The organism is Streptomyces sp. NBC_01092 (genome assembly GCF_045039535.1).
Classification (GTDB): domain Bacteria; phylum Actinomycetota; class Actinomycetes; order Streptomycetales; family Streptomycetaceae; genus Streptomyces.
This window is the reverse complement of sequence record NZ_CP108659.1, coordinates 9,180,635-9,203,864: the sequence shown is the minus strand read 5'-3', so window position 1 is coordinate 9,203,864 and position 23,230 is coordinate 9,180,635. Positions and strand designations below refer to the sequence as shown.

Genomic DNA, 23,230 nt, shown 5'->3' with positions numbered 1-23,230 from the left:
TGCGTGCTCTGATGCGGATACTCGTCGTCACCGTCGTCCACCACCCCGAGGACGCGCGGATCCTGCACCGGCAGATCGCCGCCCTGCGCGAGCACGGCCACCGGATCGTGTACGCCGCACCCTTCGCGGCACGGGAGGCGTCACCGCGGCCGTACGTCGAGGGAGTCGACCTGCCCCGGGCGGCCGGCCGGGACCGCAGGCTGGCGCTGCGCGCGGCCCGCGCCGTGCTCGCCGAGCGCGGACCCCAGGCCGACGTCGTCCTGCTGCACGACCCCGAGCTGCTGCTCGCCCTGCCCGGCACACTGCGCCGTTGGCGGCGCGAGGGACGTGTTCCGGTCACCGTCTGGGACGTGCACGAGGACACGGCGGCGGCGCTGGTGATGAAGCGCTGGCTGCCCCGGCCGCTGCGGCCGCCGCTGCGGCTTGCCGTACGGGCTGCGGAGCGGCTGGCGGAGCGGCATCTGCGGCTGCTCCTCGCCGAGGACGCCTACCAGCGGCGATTCCGCCGGGCGCATCCCGTCGTGGCCAATCTCGCGACGGTGCCGCCGGAGCCGCCCGAGCCGCCGGGCGACGACCGGGTCGTCTACCTCGGCCATCTGTCGCGGGCGCGGGGTGCGCTCGAACTGATCGAAACGGCACGGCTGCTGGCGCCCGACATCCACGTCGAGGTGATCGGCGCGGCGGACCCCGACATGCGGGGGCCGCTGACCGAGGCCGACCGGGACGGCGTACTGCGCTGGCACGGGTATCTGCCCAACGACCATGCCCTCGGCCTGCTCTCCGGCAGCCTGGCCGGTCTCTCCCTGCTGCGGGACCAGCCCAACTACCGTCATTCACGGCCCACCAAGGCGGTGGAGTACATGGCGCACGGCGTCCCCGTGGTCACCACACCCACCCCGCTCGCCGCCGAGCTGGTCGAACGCTACGGCTGCGGTCTCGTCGTCCCCTACGAGGATCCGGCCACGGCCGCCATGGCCGTACGGCACCTGCGCAGCGACCGGGTCATGCGCCGTCGCGCGGCCGCCCGGGGCTGGGAGGCGGCGATGTCCGACCTCAACTGGGCCGACCATGCCACCGAGTTCGTGATGTGCCTGGAGTCCTGGGTGAAGGAGGCGACCGCGACGCGGAACGGCGACCCGGCCACCCCGCTCGCGGGTGACAGGGCCTAGATCGCGCAGCCCTCCGGGCCGGGCAGGCCGTCGATCCAGTTGCTGCTGTTCTCGATGTAGTAGCTGGACATGATCCCGTACTGGGACCAGCCTCGCGGCGCGACCATCACCCAGTACGGGTTGCCGCCGACATTCTGGCCCGGGATCTGGCAGTACACGAACACCTCGTCCCAGGAGTTGATCTGGCCGACGACGGCAGGGCAGTTCGAGGTGCTCGGTGAGGTCGCGCAGTTGCCCTGGTTCATGTCGCGGACGTTGACGCCGTCCGCCCACACCCCGTACCAACCGCGGCCGTGCCCGGCGGCAGCGGCGCTCTGCGAGGTGGTGGCCACGAGGGCGAGTGCCCCGGCAGCGGCGAGTGCCGCGGTCCTCTTGCGCATGACGTTCCTTTCGATGCCTTGGCGGGTCGGCCGGCGGGAAGGGGTCCCGCACTCATCGCCTCGCACCCTAGGCAAGCCCGAAAGGCCCTGGTCCCTGACAGATGTCAGGGACCAGGGCCTTTACTCATCAGCCATCGAGTGCCGATCACCGGCCTAGGCGTTGGACCAACCGCGCCTGCACAGCACCAGCCGGTACCCGTCCGGGTCCTCGATCGTGACGCCCCACTCGTTCCAGTACGGGTTGGGCGACCGGACCCGCTTGCCGCCGTGTTCCTCCAGCCGGGCCACCAGGTCGTCCGGCACGGGGCCGTCGACGTAGATGACGAGGAGGTCCTCCTCGGTCGGCCGGGGCTCGACGGGGTGGGCGGGTTCGTGGACCAGTTCCAGGTGCCAGTCGGCGTCGGGCCGGCCGAGCATCAGCAGGTCGTGCTCGCCGGGTTCCGGGCCGCCCACCGCCCGCCATACGACGGCGAGTCCGAGGCCCTCGGCCCAGAAGCGCTCCGCCGCGGCGAGGTCGCGGGACGGGCGGGCGATGCGGATGTGACTGCGGCCGTCGACCGGCATGGTGACCCTCCGTGTGGCGTCCTGATCGGCGTTGATCCACTCGGCAGCCTAGGCAGCCCACGTCCGTCGTGACCATCGGTCATGAGCCCTGCGACCCGCGGCCTAGGCCCTTGTCGCACACCAAGGCTCACCCTCGGCCGGCGCTCTTCGGGATGCCGTACGCCCGCTCCACCCGCAGCCGCAGCACGAGCCGCCCGTCGCGGACCATAGCGGCGCGGTAGTCGTCCCAGTCGGGGTGCTCGCCCTGGACGTCCCGGTAGAGGCGGACGAGTTCCTCGACCGTGGCGTCGTAGGGATCGCGTGCGACCGGCGACAGGTCGGCCGTGCCCTCGGCGACCGCGTAGGCCCAGCGGTCGGGGGTCGTGACGTGGTACGACGCCCTCGGGTCGCGGCGCAGATTGCGGGTCTTGGCGCGGTCGTCGGTGATCGAGACGCGGATGATCCGCTCGTCGGGGTAGTAGGCGTGGCTGACGTTCGACAGCTGCGGCCGGCCGTCGCGCTTCAGGGTGACCAGCACCCCGCCGTGGCTCTGGGCGAGGAGCGCGAGCAGTGCGTTGTGGGTGGCGTCCTGAGTCATGTCTGCATCAACCCTGGCGAGCATGCCTGGCATTCCCTCGTAGACAGTGTCTACGTCAGCCTGGTAGACAGTGTCTATGCACGCATCGAGGCAATCCGACCCGGGACTGCGCACCCGGCTGGTCGACGTCGGCGTCGATCTCGTGGCGCGGGAGGGCGTCCAGGCGCTCACCCTGCGCGAGATCGCCCGCCGGGCCGGCGTCTCGCACGGCGCGCCGCGCCGCTACTTCCCCACTCACCTGGAGCTCCTCTCGGCCATCGCACGCCGCGGCTTCGACGATCTGGGGGCGCGGGCGGCGCTGGTCGGCGACGCGCGTCCGCGGGCGCAGCTCGCCGAGTTGGGGCGCGTGTACCTGGAGTTCGCGCTGGGCAATCGCGGGATGTACGAGCTGATGTTCCGTCATGATCTGCTGGAGAGCGGCCACTTGGGGTTGCGGGACACCAGCCTTCCGCTCTTCGGCCGTCTGGTGGAACTGGTGGGCCGAGTACGCCCGGACGCTGACGCGCGTCTGGTCGCGGGCGGGCTGTGGGCGGGCCTGCACGGCATCGCCCAGCTGTGGGGCTGGGGCAGCCTCCAACTCGCCACGGGCACCGACGACTTCGCGCCCGTGCTGCGTTCGGTCCTGGACGCCCACCTCGGTCCGGAGGGCGAGTGAACCCGCGTCTCACCCTCGCGAGCAGCGTCGTCGGAGCGGTGATCGTCGCGCTCGACGGCACCGTGCTGACCGTCGCCCAGCCCAGCGTGCAACGCGACCTCGGCGCCTCGTTCGCCCAGGTCCAGTGGACCAGCACCGGTTATCTCATCGCGGTGGCGAGCCTGTTGGTGTTCGCCGGACGGCTCGGCGACCGGCACGGCCACCACCGTCTCTTCGGCATCGGCATGCTCGGCTTCGGAGCCGTGTCGGCGGGGATCGCCCTGGCGCCCGGTGTCGGCTGGGTGATCGGGCTGAGGGTGGTGCAGGGGGTGTTCGGGGCGCTGCTGCAACCGGCCACGCTCGGGATGCTGCGGGCCGCGTTCCCGCCCGACCGGCTGCGGACGCCGATCGCGATACGGACGGCGGCGATCGGTGTGTCGGCCGCGGTCGGACCCGTGCTCGGCGGTGCGCTGGTGGCGGGGCCTGGCTGGCGGGTGGTGTTCCTGCTGAACGTCGTCCCCGCGCTCGTCCTCGGTGGGCTCGCCCTCACCCTACGGCCCCCGCGCCCGGCCTCACCCGTCCCCCTCGACCTGCCCGGAGCGCTCCTGCTCGCGATCACCCTGGCCTGCCTGGTGCACGCCCTCGTCGCACTGCCGGGCTGGGGCTGGACCGCCGCGACGGCCACGGTCACCGGCGCCGCCTTCGTCCGGCACGAGCGCCGCACCGCGAGCCCGCTGCTGCCGCCGGGCGTGATCGGATCCGCTGCCGTCGGCTCGGCGCTCGGCATGCTGGTGGCCGCTTCGGCGGCGCTGTCGGGCGCGCTGTTCACCGGCACGTTCCTGTTGCAGGACACCCTCGCTCTGGACCCGTTCCGCAGTGCTCTGGTCAGCCTGCCGCTGGCCGCGCTGATGGTGGCGGCGGCACCGACGTGCGCGGTGCTGCTGCGCCGGGTCGGTGCCCGGCGTACGACCGTGACGGCGATGACACTCCTCGCGCTCGGCATCCTCACCCTGTCCCGCACGTCGTCCGTCCCGCTCCTGTGCATGGCGTTCGCGCTGGTGGGGGCCGGGTTCGGCACGGTGATGGTGGCGACGACGCATGTGGTCGTACGGGAGGCCGCCGTCGAGTCGGCCGGAGTGGCGGGCGGGCTCCAGCAGACCGCGATGAACGTCGGACCGGTGCTGGGCGTGGCCGCCGCGACCGCACTCCTGGAGACCGGCGGTGGCCCTGGGCTGCCGCTGGCCGTACTGGCGGCCCTCGCGCTGGCGGGGGCGGCGGCGGGCCGTGCGCTGCCGGGGCGGCAGGACGCGACCATGAACGATCATGGCCATTCGAAGGACCGTACACGTGTTCCTGCGCAACGATGAGATCAGAGGCCGTTCCTGCGGGGTATGCCGGAGCGCACCCTCGTCGTATGCATGCGGAGGAGAGCCATGGCACTGCTGACACAAGAGGTCGACCCGGGTGAGGTCGGGCTGGACGCGAAGGCGCTGGACCGCCTCGACCAGTACCTCGCCCACTACGTCGACGAGGGGCGGCTGCCCGGCTACCTGGTGGCCGTCGCCCGCGGTGGACGCGTCGCCCACCTCACCACGCACGGCCACCGGGACCGCGCGGCCGGGCTGCCCGTCGAGCCCGACACGCTGTGGCGGATCTACTCCATGACCAAGCCGGTCACGTCGGTCGCCGCGCTGCTGCTGGTCGAGGAGGGCAAGCTGTCCCTCGACGACCCGGTCGGCCGCCACCTGCCGGGCTTCGCCGAGCCCCGGGTGTACGTCAGCGGATCCGGCGCCGACCTGGTGACGCGCCCCGCCGACGGGCCGATAACCGTCCGGCATCTGATGACCCACACCGCCGGGCTGACCTTCGCCTTCTACCGCGCACACCCCGTCGACGCCCTGTACCGCGACGCCAACCTGGATTCGGCGGTGCTGCCGGGCTCCGACCTGGCCGGCACGGTCGACGTGTACGCGAGCCTGCCGCTCCAGTACGAGCCGGGCACGCAGTGGAACTACTCGGTGGCCACCAACGTCCTGGGCCGGGTCATCGAGGTGGTGTCCGGGCAGCCGCTCGACGAGTTCTTCGCCGAGCGGATCTGCGGCCCGCTCGGGATGACCGACGCCGGGTTCCAGGTGAGCGACGAACAGGCGGTCCGGCTCGCCGAGTTGTACGGGGAGACCGAGGCCGGCGGCATCGAGCCGATCCCCGGCCTCCCGCTGCGCGGCCGCCCCCGCTTCCTGTCCGGCAGCGGCGGTCTGGCGGCCTCCGCGCACGACGTCCATCGCTTCATGGAGCTGCTGCGCCGCCGCGGCGAACTCGACGGCACCCGGCTGCTGGCGCCCGAGACCGTGGACCTGATGACGTCCAACCAGCTCCCGGGCGGCGCCGACCTGCGCTCCTTCGGCAGCCGCCCCGCCCACGACGAGCCCGGCAACGACGGCATCGGCTTCGGCCTGGGCGTCTCCGTCGTGATCGACCCGGCCCGCACGAAGGCCCCCACCGTGCTCGGCGCCTACGGCTGGACCGGCGCGGCGACCACCACGTTCTGGGTCGACCCGCGCCACGACCTGACGGTGCAGTTCATGACGCAGGTGCGGCCCAAGACCTCGCACACGATGTTCCAGGACCTCAAGCGGCTGGTGAACGAGGCTCGCACGGAGGCCTAGCCCGTCAGCAGTCCACGCGCAGGGTGAACTCCACTCCCTCCAGTGCGAGTTCACGCAGCCACTCCTCCGAGCGGGCCGCCGTCTCGGCGGCCCGGTTCAGGCCCGCCGGCAAGGAGCCGTCCAGGATGTGGCGGACGCCGAGGGCGAGGGGGCGCGAGACACAGCGGGCCATCGCGCTCTCCTCCTCGTCCCCCACCAGGTCGAGCAGATAGCTGCCGGACCACGACTGCCCCGAGGCGCCGTGCACGTCCAGCGACACGGCGAGGACGACGCGGTCACGGTCGGCGTCCGTGGTCGGGTGGGCCGCCGCCAGCTCCCCGGCCAGGGCGGCGATCCGGGCGTCGTCGCCGTCCTTCAGCTCCTCGAACACGGCGTCCCAGGCACGCAGCCAGCCGTTCAGACGCAGGGTGCCGCGCACGAAGGTCAGGGGCTTCCAGGCGGCCGGCAGCCCGTACTGCTCGACGAACGGGACGCTGTCGCGGTTGGGGTAGACCTCGAACACCTCCCCGTCGACGATGTGCCGCCGCGTCGCCTCCCACGGCCGCTCGGCCACGGTCTCGGCACCCTCGTCGAGGTAACGGGCCGGCGAGCGCAGGGCGTTGAGGACTCCGGCGGGCGCCCAGCTGAAGCGGTACCTGAAGTCGTTCGGGACGGCGGGGACACCGCCGCAGTAGGAGGTGAGGCTGTACGAGGCCCCGGTGTCGTCGCCGACGGCCTCCCGGGCGCGGCCGATCAGGCAGTGGGCGAAGAGGTGGTCGATGCCGGGGTCGAGCCCGGCCTCGGTGAGCACGACGAGCCCGGCCGCGGTGGCCGCGGGCACCTGGTCGAGGACCTCGTCCGACACATAGCTGGAGCAGGCGAAGTGGGCTTGTCGCCCGACGCAGGCCGCCAGGATTCCGGCATGCTCCGGCGCGGGCAGCATCGACACGACGACGTCGCCGGGCGCCAGTTCGGCCGTGAGCGCGTCGAGCGTGTAGGCGCGCGGCTCGGCCCGCCCGGTGAGCCCGAGCCGGGCCAGGGCGTCGGCGGCGCGGTCCCGGGTACGGTGCCACAGCCGTACACCGTCGGCCGTGTCGCACAGCCGGGCCAGCCCGCTGCCGGTGGACAGCCCGGCGCCGACCCAGTGGACGGTGCCGCTCGCGGGCACGCGTGCGGATCTGTCAGACATGACGGAACTCCCCTTCGCCGATGCCGAGTTCACGGCATGCCTGGTGGAACCGGTCCTTGCAGCGCCCCCACGGCCCGCCCGTCTCGAACTGAAGCAGCTGCGGCAGCAGCGCCGAGGAGAAGTCGGCGCTGGACTCGCGGGGCAGCAGGGAGGGCAGGTTGTCGATGGCGATGAGGTCGAGCGGAGGTTCCTTGCGCAGCCGGCGTACCGGATCGGTCCAGTCGGTGGTGCGGTCGTAGATCGGCAGGACGTTCAGGGGCGAGCCCACGTCGACGGTGACGTCGCACAGGGTGCGCAGCCGGCGGGCGGGGTCGTCGAGGTCGGCCTCGCGCAGGAACGGCGGGCCGGGTGTGGTGGCGAGGACCGCGTTGACCAGCACGTCGTGTGCCAGCAGGGCCCCGCGGTCCAGCGCGCTGGTCTCGGCGAGGTCCCAGGGCGTCGCCTCGACCCCGGCGGTCAGGAACCCGAGCCGCGCGCCCCGTCCGCTGCGCCCCAGGGCGCCGATCACCAGCGCGGTGAACTCCTCGTCACCCGCGGCCGGTCGCAGGAGTGCGTCGAGCTCGTCCTTCGCCATGGGCGTCAGGGGCGCGGCGAGCCGTCCGCGGTGCTGCAGGACGGCCAGGGCGGCACCGAGATAGCCGGCCCAGAAGCCGAAGGCGGCGAGGCGGCGGCCGTCGTCGTCCACCAGGTACTCCAGGTCGAGCAGCGTCCCGCCCCCGGCCGCGAAGCGCCTGAGCAGGGTCTCGGCGCCGGGCTGGCGCTTGTAGGCGTGCCCGAAGAAGACGTGGCGGTGCGTCAGCTCGCCCGGCCGGTCCGGGAGTTCCTTCAGCCCGATCACCACGGCCGTCGCGGGCGCCGACACCCATGACCCGGCGGGCGCGGTGCGGCAGCCGGCCGCCTCGTACTCCTCGACGGGGAAGATCCGCTGCGCGGACTCCTCGACGGTCAGTGTCACCCCGCGCTCGACGAGCCGGCGGGCGTCCGACGGCACGATCGGCGTGCGTCGCTCGGTGGAACGGACCTCGTGGCGCAGCCACAGATGGAGCTCGGTCATACGCGGTTGACCTCCGGGCGCGGGGCGTCGGCCGCGAACCGGCCGGCGCTCAAGGGGCTGACGTCGACGAAGGGTACGCGGCCGAGGTACAGGTCACGGACGACCTCGCCGACGGCCGGCCCCTGGAGGAAGCCGTGGCCGGAGAAGCCGGTCGCGTAGAGGAAACGGGACACGGAAGTCGCCTCGCCGATCAGCGCGTTGTGGTCCGGCGTGACCTCGTACAGGCCCGCCCAGCCTCCGGTGCGGCGCAGGTCGAGCAGGGCGGGGGCGCGGCGCTCCATGGCCTCGGTCAGGCGGGGGATCCAGCGGTCGTGGGTGTCGGTGGCGAAGCCGGGCCGCTCGTCGGGGTCGGACATGCCGAGCAGGAGCCCCGGGCCCTCGGAGTGGAAGTAGAGGCTGGAGGTGAAGTCGATGGTCATGGGCAGGTGCGGCGGCAGTCCGTGGACGGCTTCGGTGACCGCGACCTGGCGGCGCAGCGGCACCACCGGCAGGTCCACGCCGACCATCGCCCCGATCGCCCGCGACCAGGGGCCGGCCGCGCAGATCACCGTGTCGGTGGTGATCCGGCCTATGGTCGTCGCCACGGCGGTGATGCGGTCGCCGTGCAGTTCGATGCCGGTGACTTGGTTGTGGCGTAAGATCCGCGCCCCGTACGCGCGGGCCGCGGCCGCGTAGCCGTGGACGACGGATTCGGGGGTGCAGTGGCCGTCGTCGGGGGAGAACGCGGCCGCCAGCAGTCCGTCGGTGGTGATCAGCGGGGACAGCCGCTGGGCCTCGGCGGGGTCGATCATCCGGCTCGGCACGCCGAGGGAGTTCTGGAGCCGGACGCCCGCCTCGAAGCCAGCGACCTCCTGCGGGGTCGACAGCAGGAACAGATAGCCGACCCGGTGCAGCCCGATGTCGTACCCGGTCTCCATCGCGAACCGGGCGAACGCCTGGAGGCTGCGCGCCCCCAGTTGGATGTTGAGCTCGTCGGAGAACTGTGCGCGCACTCCGCCGGCCGCTTTCGAGGTGGAGCCGGAGGCCAGTTCGTCCCGCTCGACGAGGACGACGTCCCGTACGCCCGCGCGGGCCAGGTGGTAGGCGATGCTGGTGCCCATCACACCGCCTCCGATGACGACGACGTTCGCGTGCGTGTTCACGGGCGGCCTCCCACGGTCGTGGCTCCTGTCGTCGCGCGCACTGTCACCGGCCCGCCTTCCTGGCCGCCTCGAACACGGCCCAGGCGGCTGCCGCGTCCTGGATGCCGAGGCCGACGGTGTTGTAGTAGACGATGTCCTCGGGTCCGGATCTCGGGAAGCTCTGCCCGGTGAGTACGGCGCCCAACCCGACCAGGTCCTCGGGGGCCAACACCCCTGCCCGCAGGGCGTCCACCACGGGCCCGGCGTGCTCGGCCGCGGTGGCCGGCTCGTCGACGACGACGCTCGCGGCGCGCAGCAGCACCTGCGCGTCCACCTCCCGGCGCCCGGGCTCGAACGACCCGACGCTGACCACCGTGCACCCGGGGGCAAGCCACTCCCCCCGCACGACGGGTGTTGTGCTGAGCGTGCAGGCGACGACCAGCGACGCCCCCGTCACGGCCTCCTGCGCGGTGCCGACGGCCTGGACGGCAAGGCCCAGTTCGGCCGTGAGCTGCTCCGCGGCACGGAGACGATTGCGTGCGGTCGGGCTCCACAGCCGTACGGACTTCAGCTCGCGCACCCTGGCGACGGCCCGGGCGTGGGCGAGGGCCTGGGTGCCGGAGCCGAGGAGGGCGAGGTCCGCGCTGCCGGGGGTGGACAGGGCGTCGATCGCCACGGCGCTCGCGGCCGCGGTGCGCAGGGTCGTGATCGCCGTGCCGTCCATGACGGCGGCCAGACGGCCCGTCACCGGGTCGAGCACGGTGATGACCGCGTGGACGGTCGGCAGGCCGGATGCCGCGTTGCCCGGGTTGACGCTGCCGATCTTCGCGACGGCCCCGGTGTCCGCGGACAGCCGGGAGACATACGCGAAGACGACGCTGTCGTCGAAGCGGCTCGGGTGCATGATCTTCCCGGGCAGGTCGGCCGCGTCGGCGCCGAGCGCCGTGAAGGCCGCGCGCTGCGAGGCGATCGCCGCGTCGAGGTCGAGCAGGCGCGAGACCTGTTCTCCGGTCAGGAAGAGGACGTCGTCGGTCATTCCCTCTTCCTGTCCGGACGGGCCTTGCGGCAATCAGGACAGGTGCGCGACCGCGTCCAGATGGGGCAGGTGGTGGTCGAGACGCTCCCGCTTGGTGCGCAGATAGGTGATGTTGTCCTCGCAGGGCGGGATCAGCAGCGGGACCTGCTCGGCCACCTGGATGCCGTGCCGCAGCAGCGCCTCGCGCTTGCGCGGGTTGTTCGACAGCAGGCGTACGCTCGCCACGCCCAGGTCGTGCAGGATCCCGGCGGCGACGCCGTAGTCGCGGGCGTCCACCGGCAGGCCGAGTGCGAGGTTGGCCTCGACGGTGTCCAGGCCCTCCGCCTGGAGGGCCATCGCGCGCAGTTTGGCGAGCAGGCCGATCCCACGGCCCTCGTGGCCGCGCAGATAGACGACGATGCCCGAGCCCGCCGCGACGACGGCGCGCAGCGCGGAGGCCAGCTGGTCGCCGCACTCGCAGTGCTGGGAGCCGAACGCGTCGCCGGTCAGGCACTCGGAGTGCAGCCGGGTGAGGACGTCGTCGGTGCCGATCTCGCCGTAAACCAGGGCCACTTGCTCGTCGCCGCGGTCGTGGTCCATGTATCCGATCGCGCGGAATTCCCCGTACACGGTGGGCAGCGGGGCATTCACCACGCGTTCCACACCGGAACGCTGAGTCCGCTGCGCGGACTTCTTGCCGAGGACGCCAATTTTTTCTGTCATGATTCTTCAGATCCTAAGCAGAGACGAAAGGCCGTGAAAAGATGAGTGGTTCGCAAACGCGGCCGGCGGCACACTCGCTGGTGCCGACGGACACCACCGAAGACGTACGGACGCGAGGAGCGGACGTCTCACGACAGGTGGCGGTCCTGCCCGTCGGAAGCTTCGAGCAGCACGGTCCGTTCCTTCCGCTGGCGACCGACACGCTCGTGGCCTGCGCCATCGCGCGCGAGATCGCCGCCGCGTACCCGGTGCACCTCCTTCCGCCGGTGACGATCTCCTGCTCGCACGAACACGCGGCCTGGCCGGGGACCGTGAGCATCTCCTCCGTGACCCTTCATGCGGTGATACGGGACATTGCGGCTTCGCTTCGCCGGTCGGGCGTCGACGCCCTGGTGCTGGTCAACGGACACGGCGGAAACTACGTACTGGGCAACGTCGTTCAGGAGTCCTCCGCGCGTGGTGAGCGGATGGCGCTGTTCCCGGCCCCGGAGGACTGGGAGGCGGCGCGGGAGCGAGCCGGGGTGGAGACCTCTCTGCTCACCGACATGCACGCGGGGGAAATCGAGACCTCCATCCTTCTGCACGCTCATCCCGAATTTCTCCGACCCGGTTATGAGACTTCCGATTTCGTGGCGGACGACCGACGTCATCTGTTGACCCTCGGTATGTCCGGCTATACCGATTCGGGGGTCATTGGCCGTCCTTCGCTGGGTTCCGCGGAAAAGGGGAAGCGGCTGCTGGCGAGCCTCGCGGATTCCTTCGGCGCGTATGTGTCACTGCTGACCTCCGCGGACGATTCCGTAGCGGACACGGGAGACGCACGAAAATAGCCGCTGGGTTCCGGGTCCGCCATGGTCCCGGCGGATCCGGAACCGCGCAGGCCGGTGTACCAGCGGGCGACGAGGACGACGAGGCCGGGCGCAGCGGCCACGAAGCTGAGCACGCCGTACACGACGGAGACCGTGAATCCGGTGGTCGCGCCCAGTCCCGCGGCGCCGAACGCCCAGGCGGTGACTCCCTCTCGGGGGCCCCAGCCGCCGACGTTGAGGGGCAGTCCCATCGCGAGCAGCGCGAGGACGGCGAGCGGCAGCAGGGCGGCCACGGAGGCGTCGGACCCGGCGACCCGGGCGGCGAGCACGAACATCCCGAGGTGCCCGGCCAGCACGACGACCGAGGAGACGGCGACGCCGGGGCCGTTACGCCGGGACAGCAGGGCTTCCCTGGCCTCGTCGAGGGTCGTGCGCAGCGCCGTCGGGCGGGTCCGGTCGCGACGCGACGGCGCCCGGTTCATGCGTACGGCGGCCACGACGGCGAGTGCGCCCACCCCGGCGAACAGGATGAGCGGGGTGATGTCGCGGGCCTGGTCCAGCACCGGCGACGGCATGGTCAGCAGCACGACGGCGCCGACGCCGGCGAGGGCGACCTGGCCGGCCGTGCGCTCCAGCACGACCGCGCGGACCGCACGCCCCATGTCTCCGGCGCTCTGCCCGTGCCGCACGGCCCGGTGCACATCGCCGAGGACGCCGCCGGGGAGGGCGGCGTTGAGGAACAGGGCACGGTAGTAGTCGGCGACGGCGGGCCACAGCGGCAGCCGGATCCCCAGGCCCCGCGCCACCAACTGCCAACGCCAGGCGCTGAAGACGGTGGTGACGACCCCGATCGCGAGCCCCGCGGCCAGCGCCGCCCCGTCGATGCGCCGCAGCCCGTCGAGGAACACTCCGGTGCCGAGCCGCCAGAACAGCACGCCGAGGATGACGACGCCGACGGCCGTGCCCAGGTGGGTACGCACGGCCGGGGAGTTGAGGAGGGCGAGGAGGGCCCGGAAGGTGCCCCGGGGGCGGGCCGGCTCGGTGTCGGCCGCCGCGGGGCGCTGCTCGGTGACGGTCACGCCGGTGCGGGCCGGGGAGACGGAGGCGTCCCGGCGTACCGTCGGGACGGGCACGGTCGATCGCAGCGCCGTGGCCCCTGTTCCCTCGGCTCCGGTCAGGCCCGCGCGCTCCGCGATTCCGTTCCGCTCGCCCCGTGCGGCCGCCTCGCCCTTGCGGTCGGCTCGACGGCTGCGCGGCTTGAGGCCCCGGCGCTCGGCGCGGGCCCGCGCCACCGTCTCCACGCTCATGACGCGCCGCCCGTCGGCCGGCTCAGCGCGAGCAGGTCGCTGTGGTGGACCACGACGCGCAGTTCGCCGGCCTGGCAGGCGGCGAGGCGTTCGCTGAGGTAGCGGTCGGCGCGCTCACGCAGTTCGGGACGGTGCTCGACCGCCGCGCCGACCCAGCCGCGCAGCCACTGGGCGGTGAGCGCGGACTCGCCGGGGCCGAGCCGCCAGGGGCTCGGGTGGACCTGCACGGTCGCGCCGTGCTCGGAGAAGGCCTCCGCCGCCGCGGTGATCGAGTCCGGGCCGAGCAGACCCGAGCGCCGCTGGTGGGCGTTGAACGCCTCGGCGATCTCGGCGTCCAGCGGGTCGGAGGGGGTGAGTTCGACGCGGCCCGCGACGGACAGCGTCAGCAGCGCCGGGCAGCCCGCGCCCGTGCAGGCGGCGGCGAGGGTGTCGATCTCCTCGCGAGTGAGGACGTCGAGCAGGGCGGACGCCGTCACCAGCGAGGCGCCTTGGAGGGCGTCCGGGGTGAGCCGGCCTATGTCGCCGCGGCGCGTCTCGACGGTGACCCGGCTGCCGTCGGCGGAGGAGCGCGGGGAGGCGACGGCCGCGAAGTGCAGGAGGTAGGGGTCGCGGTCGTGCAGGACCCAGTGCTGGGCGCCGTCCAGGTGGGGCGCGAGCCAGCGGCCCATGGAGCCGGTGCCGCAGCCCACGTCGTGGATGACCAGTCCGCCGGCCCGTCCCGGCAGGTTGGCGAGCCGGATCCGCAGCGGGTCGAGCAGGTCGTGCGCCCGCGCGGCGGCATCGGCGCCCTCGCGCAGTTCGAGCCACTCGGGCGCGTAGCGCGGCGGGTCGTCCGGCCCGGCGTCCCGCAGTCGCACGGTGGCTCGCTCACCGGGCCGAAGCGTGGGGCCGGCCCCGAGGATCACGGCGTCGGCATCGGCCGCCGACGGTACGGACGCGCCACCCATGTCAACCTCCGCCGAAACGATTTCGCTGTGCGGCCCCGGCTGGGTCGGAATCGGCCCGCCGCTCTGTGCCGTCGCCGTCTTCCTCATGCCGCCCTCCGGGGTTCGTTCGGCAGTCGGCCCAGTACCGTGGCCAGGCTGCGGGCCGTGCCGGCCCAGCCGTTCAGGGCGGCCCGGCGTCCGCGGGCCGCCGCCTTCAGCCGGCGTCGTACGTCCGCCTCGCCGAACCAGCCGCGCAGTTCGACGGCGATCGCGGCCGGGTTCTCCGGCGGGACGAGGATGCCGGGGACACCGCCGTCGGGCGCCCGGCCCACCGCCTCCGGCAGTCCGCCGACGTCCGTCGCCAGCACCGGGATACCGCGCGCCAGCGCCTCGGTCACCGCCATGCCGTACGTCTCGGCGTAGGAGGTGAGCACCATGAGGTCGGCGGTGTTGTAGCTGGCGTCCAGCTCGGCGCCGGCCTGTGGGCCCGCCAGGATCAGCCGGTCCTGAAGGCCGTGCTTCGCTATCAGGGACCGCAGTTCGGCGACGTACTCGGGGTCCTGGTTCAACCCGCCGACGCACACGCAGCTCCACGGCAGGTCGGTGACCGCCGCCAGCGCCTCGACCAGCCGGTGCTGTCCCTTGCGGGGTGTCACGGCGGCCACGCACAGCAGGCGGGACACACCGTCGGTACCCGCCGCGAGGGGCGCGATGTCGGCGCCGGGGGCGGCGACATGGACACGCTCGGGGGCGAGGCCGTGGTGGGAGACGAGGCGGCGCACCGCCCAGTCGCTGGTGGCGATCACCGCGTCGACCGCCCGCAGCACCGTGCGTTCCAGGGCGTCCAGCTCCGCCGCCGCGGCGGGCTCAAGACCCGTCTCGTCGCCGAGCGGGAGGTGGACCAGGACCGCGAGCCGCAGCCGCTCCGCCTCCGGCACGATGATCTCGGGCACGCCGCACGCGACCAGCCCGTCCAGCAGGACGACCGTCCCGTCCGGGAACTCCCGCAGCGTACGGGCGAGTTCCGCACGGGCCTCGGCGCCGGGGCGGGGCCAGCTGCCGTCCACGGTGTGCTTGTGCACCTGCCAGCCGAAGCCGGGCAGGTCCAGACACACCCGCCGGTCGTAGGCGTTGCCGCCGCTCGGCGCGGCCAGGTCGTCGACGCCGCCCGGCATGACGAAGTGCACGGAGCGCAGGGACATGGGGATGATCTCGGCGTTCTTCAGGACGGAGTGCTGCACGGGCACATAGCCGAGCGTGAACTTTTCCGGGTTCGGCGGGGTCATGTTCTTTTCCAGCGTCACGTCGGTCACAGCGCACGCTCATAACTCGCCCACGCGACATGCGACTCGTGCAGCGTGACGGTGAGACCCGCCAGACCCTTGGCGCCTTCGCCCAGCGCACCCTTCTCGATCCGCTCGGCGAGCCGGTCGGCGATGACCTTGGCGAGGAACTCGGTGGAGGTGTTGATCCCGGCGAAGTCGGGTTCGTTGTCGAGGTTTCTGTAGTTCAGGTCACCGACGACGGCACCCAGTTCCCGTGTGGCCAGACCGATGTCGACGACGATGTTGTCGTCGTCCAGCTGCTCGCGCCGGAACGTTGCGTCCACCAGGAACGTCGCTCCATGCAGGCGCTGCGCGGGTCCGAAGACGTCGCCGCGGAAGCTGTGGGCGATCATGATGTGATCGCGGACGGTGATGCTGAACAACGGACGACCCTCCAGGTGCGGTGCACTCCTCATCCCCCGCTGATCGCTGCCGGGGATGTCGTGTAGTACGGCTCTTGGCTTCCCCGTGTTCAGCCGCCTCTCACTCTTTTCTCAGGTCAGGCGCTCTTGTCGTGGAGGCAATGCACGAGTCCCTCAGGGGGTGTCCGCGTACCTGACACGGTGGCACAGGGCCGGGATCTCCCCGGAGGCGAGTTTCGGCATCACCTCGGGCAGCTCCTCGAAAGCGCTCTCCCCCGTGACGAGGGCGTCGAGGGCGGGGTCGGCGAGCAGGTCGAGGGCGAGGGCGAGCCGGTCGGCATAGGTACGGCTGGCGCGGCGGGCCGGGGAGACGGTGCCGACCTGGCTGCTGCGGATGACGAGCCGCCGGGAATGGAAGGCCTCGCCGAGCGGGAGGCCGATCTGCCGGTCGCCGTACCAGCTGAGTTCGAGGACCGTGCCCTCGTCCTTGAGCAGTTCGAGCGAGCGGGCGAGGCCCTGCTCGGTGGCGCTGGCGTGGACGACCAGGTCGCACTCGCCGAGCGCGTCCCCGGGCGCGGCGAATCCGACGCCGAGGGCCTCGGCGACCGCGGCCCGGCCGGGATCGGCGTCCACCAACTGGAGCCGTACGCCGGGGAAGCGGGCGAGCAGGGCGGCCACCGAGCAGCCGATCATGCCGCCGCCGACCACGGCGATCCGGTCGCCGACCAGGGGCGCCGCGTCCCAGAGGGCGTTGACGGCGGTCTCGACGGTGCCGGCGAGGACGGCCCGCGCGGCGGGCACGGTATCGGGTACGACGGTGACGGCGCTCGCGGGGACGACGTAGCGGCTCTGGTGCGGGTACAGGCAGAAGACCGTACGCCCGACCAGTGCCGTCGGCCCTGCCTCGACCATGCCGACGCTGAGATAGCCGTACTTCACCGGGGCGGGGAAATCGCCCTCCTGGAACGGCGCCCGCATGGCCGCGTGCTGGCTCTGCGGGACCCCGCCGCGGAACACGAGTGTCTCCGTGCCCCGGCTGACTCCCGAGTAGAGCGACCGCACCAGTACGTCGCCCTCGCCCGGCTCCGGAAGGGTGGCTTCCCGGATCTCTCCTTCACCCGGAGAGCGGAGCCAGAACGCACGAGCGGCGCGGTTCATCGGGATCCTCCTGAACGATCGTGAAGCTGTGCACGTACGGAGGTGTGCACAGGTCGCGCACAGTACGCGGCCTTGATCGACTCTGTCATCTGGCCGGAGGAATGCGCGGTGGCCCTGAACAACACTTACGACGCGAGGCTGGTCCAGCAGGAGACCGCTGTGGGAGCGGGCGTGCAGATCCTGTTGCTGGCCCTGCTCGGCTCGGCGATCGGCCTCGGGCCGGCGGGCTGGCTGACCGGCCTCGTCTTCGCCGTCGCCACCTGGGCGCTGCTCTCGCTGGCCCTGCACCGGTCGGGGCTGCGCTCCTTCGGCCCGGCCAACCGGGTCACCCTCGGACGCGCGACGCTGGTGGGCGGCGTCACGGCTCTCGTGGCCGACTCCTTCGAGAGTTCGCCGCCCGTCACGCTCTTCGTCGGTCTGACGGCGGTGGCCCTGATCCTGGACGGCGTGGACGGCAAGGTGGCCCGCCGCACGGGCACGTCGACGGCCCTGGGCGCACGCTTCGACATGGAGGTCGACGCGTTCCTGATCCTGGTGCTGAGCGTGTACGTCTCGATGTCGCTGGGCCCCTGGGTCCTCCTCATCGGCGCCATGCGCTACGGCTTCGTCGCCGCCGCCCGCGTCTGGCCCTGGCTGAACGCCCCGCTCCCGCCGAGCACGGCCCGCAAGACGGTCGCCGCCCTGCAGGGCGTGTTCCTGCTGCTGGCCGCGTCCGGCTACTTCCCGTACGCGGCGACGTTCGCGGTCACCGGGGCGGCTCTCGCGGCCCTGGTCTGGTCGTTCGGCCGGGACATCGCGTGGCTGTACCGGAATCGGCCGTCGCGCGTGCGGCAGGCGCGGGTGGCGGAGGTGCGGGAGTTGGTCGCGTCCTGAGCGCGGTCGGCCGTCGAGCGGTATCCGACAGACGGCGGTGGCCCGGTCCGGCGAGGTGAGATCGACAGTTCGCGCGGCTTCGTCGATGTCGCGCTCCGGTGCGAGAGCGAGTGCCGCGATTGGCCGTCGATCGGCTGCGGCACCGTCGTGGCTGGTGGCGCCCACGCGGCGGAGCCGCACATTGATACAGCCCCGCGCCCCTTCAGGGCGCCCACCGCACCCCTACCTGCGCGGCAGCGCCCCGATCGCCGCCAGGGGTACGGCCGCCAGCACCAGCCAGGGGACTGCGGCGGGCAGGCCGGTGTCGAGCAGGGTGCCGGTCGCCGAGCTGCCGATGAGGACGATCAGCCCGGAGATCGAGGACAACGCGCCGGTGTAGAGGCCGAGTCGGCCCTCCTCGGCGAGGTCGGGGACCCAGGCGCGGGCGACCGGGACGACGAGCATCTGGCCCAGGGTGAGCAGGACGACGAAGCCGGCCGCGGGCAGCAGGCCCGCCGTGCCCGTCCGGTCGGCCGGGCGTGCCGCGGCCACGACCGCGAAGCCCGCCGCGATGAGCAGCAGACCGGCCACCATGGACCGGCGCAGGGTGAGCCGCTCCCCCACCCAGCGGGTGACGGGCAGCTGGGCGATCACCACCAGCAGCGAGGACAGGGCGAACAGCCAGGCCAGCGCGGCCTGGGACCCCGTGGCGCGCTCCACCTCGTCGGGGAGTGCGAGGTAGAGCTGGTTGTAGGCGAGCAGATAGGCGCCGTACGCGCAGCACAGGGCGAGGAAGCGGCGGTTGCGCAGCAGCTTCCCCAGGCCGCCGCGCAGCCGGACACCGCCCTGCCCGGGTATGTGCTGCGGCAGCAGCCACGCGTGCCCGGCGAGGACGAGGACGAAGATCCCGGCGCCGGCGAGGCAGACCGTGCGGAAGTCCACCGACAGCAGCAGCGCGCCGAGCAGCGGTCCGACGAACGCGCCCGCCTGTCCGGCCACCGTCAGCAGCGCGAGTACCCGGGTGCGGGAGCCGCCGCCCGACTCCTCCCACAGCACGGCCTGGCGGGCGACCTCGGACTCCACGGCCGGCGAGAACAGCGCGGCGGCGAACCCGATCAGCAGCACCGCCCCGACGACCGCCGCCGTCTCCCGCGCGTACCCCAGCCAGACGAACCCGGCGATCCGCAGCACGCACCCCGTGAGCACGACCGGCCGGATGCCGTACCGATCGGCCAGCGCCCCGCCCACCACGAACAGCCCCTGCTGGCTGAACGTCCGCAGCCCCAGCACTAACCCGACCAGCCATCCCGCCATGCCGACGGCCTGTCCCAGGTGCCCGGCGAGGAAGGGCAGGACGATGAAGAACCCGACGTTGAAGGCGAGTTGGGTGAGGATGAGGAGGCGGAGCAGCGGGGAGAGGCGCGGCCGGTCGGGAGCCGCCCTGCGGAGACCCGGCACCGGCGGACGCGTCATCGGGTGGCCACCAACTGCCTTGGTTCCGGCTGCCGTTCGGGCACCGGAACGACCGGCTCGGTCCTGCGCGTACGACGCCGCACACCCCCGGCCACCGTCACCGCCAGCGCGCCCAGCAGGGCGAGTACGGCGGCGGGGGCGAGGACCGCCCAGGGGGCGCGCTCGGCGTAGGGCTGGTTCTCGGCGAGGAGCAGACCCCACTCCGGGGAGGGCGGCTGGGCGCCCAGGCCGAGGAAGGCGAGCGACGCGAGCGCGAGGGCGATGCCGGGCAGGCGGAGCAAGGCGTGCCGGGTGACGGGCGGCACGACGGCGGGCAGCAGTTCGTGGCGCAGCAGGTACCAGGGGCCGGCGCCCAGGGCGCGGGTCGCGGTCAGGTGGAGCGCGGCGCGTTCCTGCCGTAGCAGCGCGGAGGTGTGGGCGGCGAGCGGCGTCCAGGCGACGGCGGCCACGGCGAGTGCGGGCGTGGCGGTTCCACTGCCGACGGTCGCGGTGACGAGCAGGGCGACGAGGACCGGCGGCAGCGCCGTGACGGTGTCGACGAGCGGCCCGGACAGCCGCGGCAGCAGGCCGAGCGCCAGCCCGGTGAGCAGGGTGACGATGGTGATCGTGAGGGCGAGCAGCAGCGTGTCGAGGGCGCCGTGCGCGACCCGGGCGAGGACGTCCCGGCCGAGGGCGTCGGTGCCGAACGGGTGGGCCGGGGAAGGCGCCGCGAGTCGTTCGGCCGTGTCGAGGGACAGCGGGTCGCGGGGCAGGCCGAGGGCGATGACGGCGACGAGCAGACCGCCGTACACGAAGGGCAGGATCCCGCGGGCGGGCGGTGTCGGCCGGTGCAGGGACGGCAGCGCGCCGTCGCGCAGAGCTGGGCCGATCAGCAGGCGGGTGAGGAGGTGGGCCCCGCCGGCGGCGAGGGCGGCGAGCAGGACGAGGGCGAGCGTGCCGGCCTGGAGGACGGGCAGGTCCTGGGCGAGGGCGGCCTGGAGGGTGGTGCGGCCGAGGCCGGGGATGTCGAAGATCTGCTCGACGGTGACCGCGCCGCCGGTGATGCCCACGACGAACAGGCCGGTGTTGGGCAGCAGTCCGGGCAGGCAGCGGCGCAGGGCCTGCCGGGCGAGGGTGCGGCCGGGCAGTCCGCGTGCGGTGCCCGCCAGTGCCCAGGGCTCGGCGAAGGCGCCGGGCAGCAGGTCGTCGAGGAGCCGGCCGAGGACGGCCCCGGCGGGCAGACCGAGGGCGAGGGCGGGCAGGACCGTCCACCGGAAGCCGTACCAGCCGAGCGCGGGCAGCCAGCCGAGCTGCACGCCGACGACGGTGGCAAGGACGGACGCGGTGAGGAACTCGGGCAGTGCGGCCAGGACGGCGGAGCCACTGCCTCCCGCCCGCCGCCCGTCGAGCCGCCGGTGCGCCCCGAGCCACAGGGTGCGGGCGCAGATCAGCGCGGCGGTGACGGCGGCGACCGCGACGGCCACCGCCATCAGCAGCAGGGACACCCCGAGGGCTTGGAGCACGACGGGCGTGACCTCGCTGCCGGAGATCCACGACCGGCCGGCGTCCCCGCGCCACAGCCCGCCCAGCCAGTCCCCGAGCAGAGGGAACGGGCCCTGGTCCAGGCCGAGTTGGGCACGGATGTCGGCCAGCACCTCGGGCGTGGGGTCCCGGTCCGCGGAGCGGGCCTTGAGGACGGTCAGCGCCGGGTCGGTGTGCGACAGCCAGGGCAGTACGCCGATGGCGGTGATGAGGGCGACGGCGATCCCGGCCCGCCACAGCAACGTGGCCGCGCTGTGCCGCACGGATCAGCGCCGGGTGCCGATGCCGACGAGGGTGCGCTCGTACGGGTCGAGGAGCGCGCCGCTGACGGCGGTGCCGACGCCGGTGATGATGCGCTGGTGGACCAGCGGTACGACGGCGTCGGTGCCCAGGATGCGGGCCTCTGCGGCCATCGCGGCGTCCTGCCGCCCGGCGGTGTCGGTCGTGCGCTCGGCCTTGGCCACGGCACGGTCGACGTCCTTGTCGCACAGCCGGGCGATGTTGTAGCCGCCGTCGCAGGTGTAGTCGCTGGCGAGGACGGAGACGGGGTCGCCGGTGTCGACGAGGGTGTTGCGGGCGAGCACGAACGCGTCGAACTTGCCGGCCAGCGCGTCGCTCTCCAGCCGCGAGTACTCGCGCACCTCCAGCGTCACGTCGAACCCGGCCTTGTCCAGCTGCTGCTTCAGCACCTGGGCGACTTCGGGGAGTTCGGGCCGGTTGTCGTACGTGGCGAGGGTGATGCGCGCGCCGTCGGGCTTCCCCGCCCCGGCCCGCCCGACCGGCCCGGTCCGCTTGCCCGCGGCCCAGGTGACGGCGGGCCCGTAGATGCCGGCGCCCGCGTCGGCGTACCCCTCGTAGACGTCCTTGGCGAGCGCGGAGGCGTCGACGGCCTGGCGGGCGGCGGCCCGCAGCGCGGCGTCCTTGAAGGGGCCCTTGCCGCTGTTGAGGAGCAGGCTCGTGGTGCGGGTCGTGGCGGTCGCCTCGCGGGTGGCCTTGTCGAGGGTGGCGGCCTGGGCGACGGGGATCGCCTCGGCGAGGTCGACCTGGTCGGTGCGCAGGGCGCTCGCGCGTGCGGTGCCGTCGGCGACGAACTTCACGTCGATGCCGGTGGCCTGGGCGCGCCCGCCCCAGTAGTCGTCGTAGCGGTCGAGGGTGGCGGCGGTGGCGCCCATGACCTTGGTGAGTTCGTAGGGTCCGGTGGCGGTGCCGACCGGATCGACGTCGCCCTTCTCCTCGTACGCCTTCGCGGAGAGGACGGCGAGGGAGGGGCTGGACAGCCGCAGCGGCAGGATCGGGTCGGGGGCGCCGGTCGTGATCCGTACGCCGCCCGCGCCCTGGGCCTTCGCGGTGAGGGTGACGCCGGCGAGGGCTGCCGGTGCGGGCTTGGCCTGCGCGGCGTGGGCGAGGGCGGCGGCGACGGCGGCCGGGGTGACCTTCGAGCCGTCCTGGAAGGTGGCCTCGCGCAGGGTGAACAGCCAGGTGCGGTCGTCCTCCTGGCGCCAGGAGGCGGCGAGGGCAGGGGTGGCGGTGCCGTTGGCGTCCAGCGCGGTCAGGCCCTCGGTGACGCCGAGGCGGCTGAGGATGGTGGAGTCGGCGCCGTACGGCGAGAGGTTCTCGGCGGGCGGGAAGGCGAGGGCGACGCGCAGGCGGGAACCGTCGTCGGTGCCGGTTTCACTTCCACCGTTGGAGGCGAAGCAGCCGGCGAGGACGGGTGCCAGTGCGAGGGCGACGAGCGGGCGGAGTCGGGGTCGCACGGTCTATCGCTCCATCGGTATCTCGAAGTGGACGACGCCGTTGCCGCCGCCCGGTTCCTCACGTTCGTCGTGCACTACCTTGCCGAGCGAGCGCCAGAAGCTCTCGGCGCCGGGCACGGCCGGGTCGGTGTGCAGATAGACGGCCCGGTAGCCGCCGTCGGCCGCCGCGAAGGCGAGCAGCTCCGCGACGAGCCGCCGGGCGAGGCCGCGCCGACGGTGCTCGGCACGGACATAGACGCGGCGCAGCTGCGCAGTCGCGCCGGAGGGATAGCGCTCGGCGAGGTCACGCGGGTTCGGCGGGTGGGCAGGGCCGCGCGAGTCGAGGGCGGCGGTGGCGACGACACCGTTGTCGCGCGGGTCGAGCGCGACGAGGAGGGTGTGGCGGGCCGGGGCGAGGTAGGCGGCGGCAGGGTCGATGATGTCCGCGTGCCAGCGGGGCACATAGCCGGTGCCGAAGTCCTGGTAGACGGTGTCGAGCATCAGGGCTCGCGCACCGTCGAGGTCGTTCGGGCCCGCCGCCCTGATGCTGTAGTCGTGCACTTGCACATCATATGCATTAAGCACAAGCACTGATCACGACGCCCCCCTGGAGCTCCCCGGGACCCCCGCAACCCCCGTACAGCTCAAGCAATTTGACAGCGATCGCAAGCCGAGGTGAACCTGGCCACATGG

Annotated in this window: 22 protein-coding genes and 1 pseudogene; 6 read left to right on the top strand and 17 right to left on the bottom strand. The window is 73.1% G+C overall.

Going from position 1 to position 23,230, the window contains the following annotated elements; genetic code table 11:
* Positions 1 to 11 precede the first annotated feature (11 nt).
* Positions 12 to 1,169, top strand: coding sequence for a glycosyltransferase (locus OG254_RS41645; RefSeq protein WP_405592676.1), 1,158 nt, complete (start codon positions 12 to 14; stop codon positions 1,167 to 1,169).
* Here OG254_RS41645 and OG254_RS41640 read toward each other — a convergent pair.
* The 3 genes from OG254_RS41640 to OG254_RS41630 all read right to left on the bottom strand — a co-directional run bounded on the left by OG254_RS41640 (position 1,166) and on the right by OG254_RS41630 (position 2,690).
* Positions 1,166 to 1,549 (bottom strand): hypothetical protein, encoded by a 384-nt coding sequence (locus OG254_RS41640; RefSeq protein WP_351192519.1) that lies wholly within the window; start codon positions 1,547 to 1,549, stop codon positions 1,166 to 1,168. The two genes, OG254_RS41645 and OG254_RS41640, sit on opposite strands and share 4 nt — an antisense overlap.
* A 153-nt stretch (positions 1,550 to 1,702) precedes the next feature.
* Positions 1,703 to 2,113, bottom strand: a complete 411-nt coding sequence (locus tag OG254_RS41635) for a VOC family protein (protein ID WP_405592674.1) — start codon at positions 2,111 to 2,113, stop codon at positions 1,703 to 1,705.
* Between the two features lie 127 nt (positions 2,114 to 2,240).
* Entirely contained in the window at positions 2,241 to 2,690 is a 450-nt protein-coding gene (locus OG254_RS41630; protein ID WP_405592672.1) for a PPOX class F420-dependent oxidoreductase, read from the bottom strand.
* Positions 2,691 to 2,766: 76 nt separating this feature from the next.
* Here OG254_RS41630 and OG254_RS41625 point away from each other — a divergent pair, with 76 nt between their 5' ends.
* From OG254_RS41625 to OG254_RS41615, 3 genes are all read left to right on the top strand, one after another.
* On the top strand, positions 2,767 to 3,345 hold the full coding sequence (locus tag OG254_RS41625) for a TetR/AcrR family transcriptional regulator (RefSeq protein ID WP_405592670.1): 579 nt from the start codon (positions 2,767 to 2,769) through the stop codon (positions 3,343 to 3,345).
* A complete protein-coding gene (locus OG254_RS41620) occupies positions 3,342 to 4,691 on the top strand; it encodes an MFS transporter (RefSeq protein ID WP_405592668.1) in 1,350 nt (449 codons plus the stop codon). Before OG254_RS41625 ends, OG254_RS41620 begins: the two co-directional genes overlap by 4 nt.
* A 66-nt stretch (positions 4,692 to 4,757) precedes the next feature.
* Positions 4,758 to 5,990, top strand: a complete 1,233-nt coding sequence (locus tag OG254_RS41615; RefSeq protein WP_405592666.1) for a serine hydrolase domain-containing protein — start codon at positions 4,758 to 4,760, stop codon at positions 5,988 to 5,990.
* A gap of 4 nt (positions 5,991 to 5,994) precedes the next feature.
* Here OG254_RS41615 and OG254_RS41610 read toward each other — a convergent pair whose 3' ends face one another.
* The 5 genes from OG254_RS41610 to ribA are packed head-to-tail and all read right to left on the bottom strand — an operon-like array spanning position 5,995 to position 11,071.
* The gene (locus OG254_RS41610) at positions 5,995 to 7,158 is read right to left on the bottom strand and encodes a saccharopine dehydrogenase family protein (RefSeq protein ID WP_405592664.1); all 1,164 of its coding nucleotides are present in this window, start codon (positions 7,156 to 7,158) and stop codon (positions 5,995 to 5,997) included.
* Positions 7,151 to 8,212, bottom strand: a complete 1,062-nt coding sequence (locus OG254_RS41605) for a saccharopine dehydrogenase (protein ID WP_405592662.1) — start codon at positions 8,210 to 8,212, stop codon at positions 7,151 to 7,153. The genes OG254_RS41610 and OG254_RS41605 overlap by 8 nt, the downstream gene beginning before the upstream one ends.
* On the bottom strand, positions 8,209 to 9,354 hold the full coding sequence (locus OG254_RS41600; RefSeq protein ID WP_405592660.1) for an NAD(P)/FAD-dependent oxidoreductase: 1,146 nt from the start codon (positions 9,352 to 9,354) through the stop codon (positions 8,209 to 8,211). The genes OG254_RS41605 and OG254_RS41600 overlap by 4 nt, the downstream gene beginning before the upstream one ends.
* Before the next feature lie 43 nt (positions 9,355 to 9,397).
* Positions 9,398 to 10,369: an ornithine cyclodeaminase family protein gene (locus OG254_RS41595; RefSeq protein WP_405592658.1), complete on the bottom strand. Its 972-nt coding sequence runs from the start codon at positions 10,367 to 10,369 to the stop codon at positions 9,398 to 9,400.
* Positions 10,370 to 10,402: 33 nt separating this feature from the next.
* Entirely contained in the window at positions 10,403 to 11,071 is a 669-nt protein-coding gene (gene ribA / locus OG254_RS41590; protein WP_351192541.1) for a GTP cyclohydrolase II, read from the bottom strand.
* 41 nt (positions 11,072 to 11,112) lie between these two features.
* Here ribA and OG254_RS41585 point away from each other — a divergent pair, with 41 nt between their 5' ends.
* Positions 11,113 to 11,901 carry a creatininase family protein gene (locus tag OG254_RS41585; protein ID WP_351192543.1) on the top strand — a complete coding sequence of 263 codons (789 nt, stop codon included), beginning with the start codon at positions 11,113 to 11,115 and terminating at the stop codon, positions 11,899 to 11,901.
* A gap of 146 nt (positions 11,902 to 12,047) precedes the next feature.
* Here OG254_RS41585 and OG254_RS41580 read toward each other — a convergent pair.
* The 5 genes and pseudogenes from OG254_RS41580 to OG254_RS41560 all read right to left on the bottom strand — a co-directional run.
* Positions 12,048 to 13,187: pseudogene (locus tag OG254_RS41580) on the bottom strand (lysylphosphatidylglycerol synthase transmembrane domain-containing protein); the annotation flags it as partial.
* Complete coding sequence (locus OG254_RS41575) at positions 13,184 to 14,221, bottom strand: class I SAM-dependent methyltransferase (RefSeq protein WP_405592655.1); 1,038 nt, start codon at positions 14,219 to 14,221, stop codon at positions 13,184 to 13,186. The pseudogene OG254_RS41580 and the gene OG254_RS41575, both read right to left, overlap by 4 nt.
* The gene (locus OG254_RS41570) at positions 14,218 to 15,399 is read right to left on the bottom strand and encodes a glycosyltransferase family 4 protein (RefSeq protein ID WP_405595510.1); all 1,182 of its coding nucleotides are present in this window, start codon (positions 15,397 to 15,399) and stop codon (positions 14,218 to 14,220) included. Before OG254_RS41570 ends, OG254_RS41575 begins: the two co-directional genes overlap by 4 nt.
* A gap of 23 nt (positions 15,400 to 15,422) precedes the next feature.
* Positions 15,423 to 15,821 (bottom strand): 6-carboxytetrahydropterin synthase, encoded by a 399-nt coding sequence (locus OG254_RS41565; RefSeq protein ID WP_107908117.1) that lies wholly within the window; start codon positions 15,819 to 15,821, stop codon positions 15,423 to 15,425.
* A gap of 153 nt (positions 15,822 to 15,974) precedes the next feature.
* Entirely contained in the window at positions 15,975 to 16,958 is a 984-nt protein-coding gene (locus tag OG254_RS41560; protein WP_405592653.1) for a zinc-binding alcohol dehydrogenase, read from the bottom strand.
* Between the two features lie 108 nt (positions 16,959 to 17,066).
* On the opposite strand from OG254_RS41560, the gene OG254_RS41555 reads away from it, so the two are divergent.
* The gene (locus OG254_RS41555; RefSeq protein WP_405595508.1) at positions 17,067 to 17,831 is read left to right on the top strand and encodes a CDP-alcohol phosphatidyltransferase family protein; all 765 of its coding nucleotides are present in this window, start codon (positions 17,067 to 17,069) and stop codon (positions 17,829 to 17,831) included.
* A 222-nt stretch (positions 17,832 to 18,053) separates the two neighbouring features.
* Here the strand turns inward: OG254_RS41555 and OG254_RS41550 are convergent, their stop codons facing one another.
* Genes OG254_RS41550 through OG254_RS41535 form a run of 4 tightly spaced genes read right to left on the bottom strand, consistent with a single transcriptional unit; the run spans position 18,054 to position 23,098 of the window.
* Complete coding sequence (locus tag OG254_RS41550; RefSeq protein ID WP_405592651.1) at positions 18,054 to 19,283, bottom strand: MDR family MFS transporter; 1,230 nt, start codon at positions 19,281 to 19,283, stop codon at positions 18,054 to 18,056.
* The gene (locus tag OG254_RS41545) at positions 19,280 to 21,067 is read right to left on the bottom strand and encodes an ABC transporter permease subunit (RefSeq protein WP_405592649.1); all 1,788 of its coding nucleotides are present in this window, start codon (positions 21,065 to 21,067) and stop codon (positions 19,280 to 19,282) included. Before OG254_RS41545 ends, OG254_RS41550 begins: the two co-directional genes overlap by 4 nt.
* 3 nt (positions 21,068 to 21,070) lie before the next feature.
* Positions 21,071 to 22,558, bottom strand: coding sequence for an ABC transporter substrate-binding protein (locus OG254_RS41540; protein WP_405592647.1), 1,488 nt, complete (start codon positions 22,556 to 22,558; stop codon positions 21,071 to 21,073).
* Positions 22,559 to 22,561: 3 nt separating this feature from the next.
* Complete coding sequence (locus tag OG254_RS41535; RefSeq protein WP_405592645.1) at positions 22,562 to 23,098, bottom strand: GNAT family N-acetyltransferase; 537 nt, start codon at positions 23,096 to 23,098, stop codon at positions 22,562 to 22,564.
* Positions 23,099 to 23,230: the final 132 nt, after the last annotated feature.